Here is a 6,389-nt window from a genome sequence, read left to right as displayed (position 1 = left end):
CGGCAGGGCGCGGCCATCGCCGGTCCGCAGTTCTTCCAGGCGATCGCGGCGGTCGCGGCGCAAAGGCTCGTAGTCGCGGATGCCCTGGCTGAAGAGCAGGCCTTTGATGCGGTTGACGTGCTCGACCCGTTCGGCGACCAGCACCTTGCGCTCGCGGTTGGTCCGGCGGCGATCCTCATTCTCGGGCGTCGGCACCCGGACCATCGAGCAGACGCGCGGCTCACCCCGCTTGACGGCCAGCAGGGCGCGGATCAGCGCCTCGCCATCAAGCCGATCCGTCTTGGCGCGACGGTGGCGGCGCGACACTGCGATCGATGCCGCATCGACGATGTGACTTTCGATCCAGTCCTCGCGGTTCAGCACCCGGTCGATCCAGAAGCCGTCCAGCCCCGCCTCCTGGATCACCACCAACGGATAAAGCGTGCCCGTGCGCGCCTCGGCCTTGCTGCGCAGCCCGGTGAGGCAGACGAGCAGCCCGGCACTGTCACCGCCGGCGACCATGTGGCGTGACATCTTCTCGCTGCCCGGTACAATCGAGGTGACTAGCCAGGTCGATCTGGACAGCTCCAGCGAGACGAAGATTGCGCCAAGATCCACGCGGACAGCGGCTTGTAGCTCGGATTGATCGGTGGTCGAAAGATGCATGAAAGGGCCTCCAAAGAGCGAGTTGCGATGGCCCACTCTGCCAGAGTGCGGGCCACGATCCACTCCCCATGGGATCTGCCGTCATTGCGACCGTACCGGCATCAACACGCCGGTCGTGACCGCGCCGATGCCCGCGCAACCCTTGCCGGGCAGCATCGCCACGGTCTCGACGCTGGCCTTCGCGCTCGTTCACAAATACGTCGACGGCACACCGCTCTACCGCCTGGCGCAGGCCTTCGAGCGCGCGGGCGTTACTGTCAGCCGTGGCGCTCTGGGTCACTGGGTGATCGGCTCGAGCGAAAAGCATCTCGCCCGCATCTATGACGTGCTGAAGCTGCGGCTCAGATCGCAGCCCCTCATCCATGGCGACGAGACCACGGTCCAGGTGCTGAAGGAAATGGACAGAGAGGCCACCAGCACCTCGTACATGTGGGCATACCGGAGCGGCCACGACAGTGACGAGCCGATCGTGCTGCTCGATTATCAGCCGGGTCGCGGCCAGATACACCCGCAGACCTTCTTGGGCGATTACCGCGGCATCGTGATGAGTGACGGTTATTCCGCCTGGCGCACGCTGGAAGGGGCAACGCATCTTGGCTGCATGGCTCATTCGAGGCGGCGCTTCGTCGATGCCCTAAAGGCGAGGAAGAAGCGTGGCGGGCCGCCGGAACAGGCTCTCCGGTTCTTCGAACAGCTCTATCGGGTTGAAAGGCAGGCGCGGAACGAAATCCCCGATGACGGCGAAACGCGAGATCACTGCATTCGCCGCTTCCGCCAGCAACATAGTGTCCCGATCCTCCAGGCTCTCAAGGCATGGCTCGACGACATCGCCCCAAAAGTCTTGCCGGACAGCAAGCTCGGCGACGCCGTCTCCTACACCCTGAACCAATGGGGATATCTGACTCGTTACACCGAGGACGGCAGCATGCCGATCGACAACAATCTTCTCGAGCGTGACATCAGAATCTTTGCCACTGGCCGGAAAAGTTGGCTGTTCAGCGATACCGTCGACGGAGCCAGGGCCAGCGCCGTCATCTACAGCCTGATGTTGACCTGCCGCGCCTGTGGCGTCGAGCCGTTAGCGTGGCTGCGCCACGTCCTCACTGAACTACCTCAGCGCCCCGAGAACGCAGCCATCGAGGATCTGCTGCCCTTCAACTTCGCCAAAGTAACAGCAACCTGATCAGACCAGATACCGTTCCCGATTCGAAGGCCATCCGTCGAAAGCCCCCGCGTCAACGTGCAGCGAAAATAGCGCTTACGCCGTCAATGCCGATCACATCAAAGGAAACGGCCCGCCCATTGCCGCATGGATGCGTGACAATGCTGCTCGACCGCCTACATGTTAATGCATCACGCAATATAGTAGCCAATCACCCACCCGGCCAGTTTGCTGCCTTTGCCCGGCTCTAACTACCCCCTGAGGAATGTCTCTCGACAGTCCTCAGGGAACTCGACGCGAATGTCTGCAATATCCGCTAAGCGGGCAGAATTTCTGCGACAGCATTTGCTGAAACCCTACTTCACAACAGTGTGGCGCTTCCGGCCGAGCGAAAGCCGGATCGGGAGGTCTTGGGACGATATCATTGTATCCACCTCGACGACGTTGCCGTTGATCCGCACACCTCGTCCCGAGATCGCCCTTCGCGCTTCCCCTTTGGAGGAGGTCAATCCGGCGCGTACCAGCAAATCCACAAGGGCTACTCCGGCCAAGCCCTCGGCGTCATTTAAATGAAGCGTCGGTAGCCCCTCTGCGGCTTCGCCCTGCCCAAATGCTTGGCTAGCCGTGGCCTCCGCCTGTTTGGCGGCCTTAGTTCCATGTGCCAGGGCCGTAGCTTCGTTGGCGAGACGTTCTTTGACGGCGTTTAGCTCGGTTCCTTCAGCCTGTCCAAATCGCTCGATCTCGTCCATCGGCAGATCGGTGAAAAGCTTCAGGAACCGAACGACATCAGCGTCTTCCGTGTTACGCCAGAATTGCCAGTAATCGTATGGCGAAAGGCGATCTTCGTTGAGCCACACAGCTCCGGCAGCCGTCTTACCCATCTTGACACCTGAAGGAGTCGTCAGAAGCGGCGTAGTCACTCCGAAGACTTCCTTTCCATCCGTCCGCCGTATCAAGTCGATGCCATTGATGATGTTCCCCCACTGGTCGGCTCCACCCATCTGCAGACGGCAACCGGTCCGGCGGGATAGCTCAAGGAAGTCGAACGCTTGGAGGATCATGTAGTTGAATTCTAAGAAGCTCAGGTTCTCCTGCTTTTCCAGCCGCGACTTCACACTGTCGAAAGAGAGCATCCGATTGACGGAGAAATGCCTGCCGACGTCTCTCAGCATGTCGATCCAACGAATGCTGTCCAGCCAGTCGGCATTGTTCACCATCACGGCATCCGTCGGGCCGTCTCCGAAGACAAGGAGACGGTCAAAGACCTTTCTGATCCCTTCAATGTTGGCGGCGATCCGCTCGTCCGTCAGCATCGGCCGCGCCTCCGAACGGAAGCTGGGATCGCCGATGCGGGTGGTCCCACCCCCAATGAGAACGATGGGTTTATGGCCAGTCTGCTGAAGATGACGAAGCGCCATGATCAGAAGAAGATGGCCGACATGAAGACTGTCAGCCGTCGCATCGAAACCAGCGTAAGCGGGTACGATGCCTGCTTCAAAGGCGGCATCGACACCCGGCAGGTCGGTCCCTTGATTTACATAGCCGCGCTCAATGAGCGTCTTCAAAGCCGCCGAACATGGTTCGGAATGACCGGTTGATAAATCGGGAAGTGCCATATAGGGAATCCTCCTGGTATTGCCGCCAGGGGGTCCTCTCATGAACAAAGCCGCCTGACGGCGGCTTGTTTCAAGGCATGATCGAAACGCGCCGCTCCTTATGGAAGCGTCGCATAATAGATTGCAGCGATGAGCGCGGACTTGATCATGTGCCCATGCATAAAGGACTTTATCCGCACCTGCAAGCAATCTGAAATGGCTACTTCGGGGAGCTGCCGAGCCTCTGTCGCGACGATTTGCAACTGACTTTTGCACCGTCGCAGAACTCAACTTTTGCGACAACATTTCCTGCTTCCCGCTTTCCTTCTGATGTCGAGCCCAGACGCGCTTCACCTGCGCTTCGCTGTAGCAGCCGGTCAGCTTTGGCGTCCTGCCGATACTGTTGCCGCCAGACCGGAAGACAATAAGGCGTTCGTGTGTCACCAGTCAGCTTGGTCCGGCATATTTCCCGGTTCCGTCGCAAACTCCAGCTGAGGTCGGGCAGGTTGATCGTCACGCGGCGCTCATGCGGCGAGCATTTCGAACTGCTTGGGATCAATCGAGGCGGGAACCCTAGAGAGTCAGCCCTCAGAGCCTTTGGTATTAGACCGACCCCTCGCACCGGTTTGGGCTGGGTGTACAAGTCAGGTTTTCATCAGGTTCGACGAGTATGTCTGGCAGCCAGAGCGCGACCACTTCCGTGCCCGCCCGCTCGTCTGGCAGACACACACAGGAGAAAGATATGCTAAGGCGTTATCAACTTAACTTTCGGCATAGACCGATGGCCTGAACATCGCGACCGTCAGCTACAAGCAGCGCCATCGTTTCCTGCCGCAGATCATCGCCCATGCGGTCTGGCTCTCCTTCAGGTTCCCCTTGAGCCTGTGTCTGGTCGAGGAAATGGCGCTGGAGCGGGATCGTGGTTTCGTATGAGACAATCCGCCGGTGGGGCAACAAATGCGGTCCGCATACGGAGCCATTACGTGACGGCACTTGATATTGCAGTGCAGCAAGCGTAGAGCACCGCGCGCTTATCGGAGTGTCGTCCATGGCCCTTACCAATGCTGGTAACGAGGCAGAACCCGTCGAACAATCGAGCCATTCTGAGGTCGAGCAGCACAGCACCAAGGTGCTGATGCTGGGCGCACTCGGCGTGGTTTACGGCGATATTGGCACCAGCCCGATCTATGCTTTCCGCGAGGCATTGGTGGCATCGTCGGGGGGCGAAGTCGCCAACCGTGGCGACATCCTCGGCGTGTTGTCGCTGATCATCTGGTCGCTGACGATCATCGTCACCATCAAATATATCATGTTCGTGCTCAGGGCCGACAATCGCGGCGAGGGCGGTGTGCTGTCGCTGATGGCGCTGGCGCGCAACAGTTTCCCGACCCGCTCGGCGGTGATCCTCGGCATCGGCATCGTCGGTGCCTCGCTTTTTTTTGGTGACGCCGTCATCACGCCGGCGATCTCGGTGCTGTCGGCGGTCGAAGGCATGAACGTCGTCACGCCGACCTTCCAACCCTATGTTGTGCCGCTGACGCTGGTCATCCTGGCGATTCTGTTTTCGGCACAGCGGTTTGGAACCGGCGGCGTCGCCCTGATCTTCGGCCCGATCACGGCAGTCTGGTTCCTGGCCATCGGCCTTTCCGGTCTCAACCACATCATCGCCGATCCGGAAATCCTGCTGGCAGTCAGCCCGCATTACATCGTCGCGTTCCTGATCAATTCACCAGACGTCGCCTTCGTGACGATCGGCGCCATCTTCCTCGCCGTCACCGGCGCCGAGGCGCTTTATGCCGATCTCGGCCACTTCGGCCGTAAGCCCATCGTGCTCGCCTGGCTGGCCATCGTGTTCCCTTGCCTGCTGCTGAACTATGCCGGGCAGGGCGCATTCGTGCTGGCGAAAAACGGAGTGGTCGGTCATCCCTTCTTCGAGATGAACGAAGGCTGGACGCTTATTCCGATGGTCGTTCTCGCCACCGCTGCGACCGTCATCGCCAGCCAGGCGGTGATCTCCGGCGCTTTCTCGCTGACCAGGCAAGCGGTGCAGCTCAACATGCTGCCGCGCCTGGAAATCCTCCATACGTCGGAAAGACAGTCCGGCCAGATCTACATGCCGCGCGTCAACATGCTGCTGGCGCTGGTGGTGATGCTGCTGGTGGTCGGCTTTGGCGAATCCAGCAAGCTTGCCTCAGCCTACGGCATTTCGGTGACCGGCAATATGCTGGTGACGACGGTGCTGCTGTACGTGATCATGACCCGCATCTGGAAATGGCAGCTCTGGCTGGCCATCTCCCTGACAGTGGTATTCGCGTTCATCGACATTGGTTTCTTTGCCTCGAACATCGTCAAAGTGTTCGAAGGTGGCTGGGCTTCGCTGGCGGTGGCCTTCACCATCGTGCTGGCGATGTGGACCTGGATCCGCGGTAGCCGCTATTTGTTCGACAAGACGCGCCGGAACGAGATCCCGCTCGATTTCCTTGCCGGCAATCTGCTGAAGAAGAAGCCGCATCTGGTGTCGGGCACCGCGGTGTTCCTGACCAGCGATCCGCTGAGCGCGCCGACCGCGCTGATGCACAGCCTCAAGCACTACAAGGTGCTGCACGAGCAGAACGTCATCCTTTCGGTGGTGACGGCGCCGCAGCCTGTCGTGCCCGACAGCGAGCGCGTCAAGATGGAGACCGTCAACGAGCTGTTCATGCGGGTGACGCTGACCTTCGGCTATATGGAGCAGCCCAACATCCCGCGTGCGCTGGCGATCTGCCGCAAACAGGGCTGGAAGTTCGACATCATGACGACATCCTTCTTCCTGTCGCGGCGCTCGCTCAAGGCATCGCCCAATTCCGGCATGCCGGTCTGGCAGGACAAGCTGTTCATCGGGCTGGCGCGCACGGCGGCCGATGCGACCGAGTATTTCCAGATCCCGACCGGACGCGTCGTCGAGATCGGAACGCAAGTGACGATTTAGGGCATGCCGCGGTTGAGAA

At 60.1% G+C, this 6,389-nt stretch carries 3 protein-coding genes and 2 pseudogenes; 3 read left to right on the top strand and 2 right to left on the bottom strand.

Going from position 1 to position 6,389, the window contains the following annotated elements:
• The coding region (locus NKH63_RS28920) for a transposase (protein WP_502896374.1) at positions 1-645 on the bottom strand (645 nt) is incomplete at its 3' end.
• Positions 646-721: 76 nt separating this feature from the next.
• Between NKH63_RS28920 and tnpC the strand changes: the two are divergent.
• A pseudogene (gene tnpC / locus NKH63_RS28915) lies at positions 722-1,828 on the top strand (IS66 family transposase); the annotation flags it as partial.
• Between the two features lie 335 nt (positions 1,829-2,163).
• On the opposite strand, the gene tyrS reads toward tnpC, so the two are convergent.
• Positions 2,164-3,423 (bottom strand): tyrosine--tRNA ligase, encoded by a 1,260-nt coding sequence (gene tyrS, locus NKH63_RS28910; protein ID WP_352919909.1) that lies wholly within the window; start codon positions 3,421-3,423, stop codon positions 2,164-2,166.
• 800 nt (positions 3,424-4,223) lie between these two features.
• On the opposite strand from tyrS, the pseudogene NKH63_RS28905 reads away from it, so the two are divergent.
• Positions 4,224-4,366, top strand: a pseudogene (locus tag NKH63_RS28905) (IS6 family transposase); the annotation flags it as partial.
• An 84-nt stretch (positions 4,367-4,450) separates the two neighbouring features.
• Positions 4,451-6,370 carry a potassium transporter Kup gene (locus NKH63_RS28900; RefSeq protein ID WP_352706461.1) on the top strand — a complete coding sequence of 640 codons (1,920 nt, stop codon included), beginning with the start codon at positions 4,451-4,453 and terminating at the stop codon, positions 6,368-6,370.
• Positions 6,371-6,389: the final 19 nt, after the last annotated feature.

Origin of the sequence: Mesorhizobium sp. M0960 (assembly GCF_040319055.1) — a bacterium.
GTDB lineage: Bacteria > Pseudomonadota > Alphaproteobacteria > Rhizobiales > Rhizobiaceae > Mesorhizobium.
Note: the sequence above shows the minus strand (reverse complement) of the source record. Positions and strands in the feature narration are given on the sequence as shown.

What these genes read in the sequence shown, in the direction of transcription:
- NKH63_RS28900 (WP_352706461.1), top strand. Translation starts at nt 4,451, where the DNA reads ATGGCCCTTACCAATGCTGGTAACGAGGCAGAACCCGTCGAACAATCG.
- tyrS (WP_352919909.1), bottom strand. Translation starts at nt 3,423, where the DNA reads ATGGCACTTCCCGATTTATCAACCGGTCATTCCGAACCATGTTCGGCG.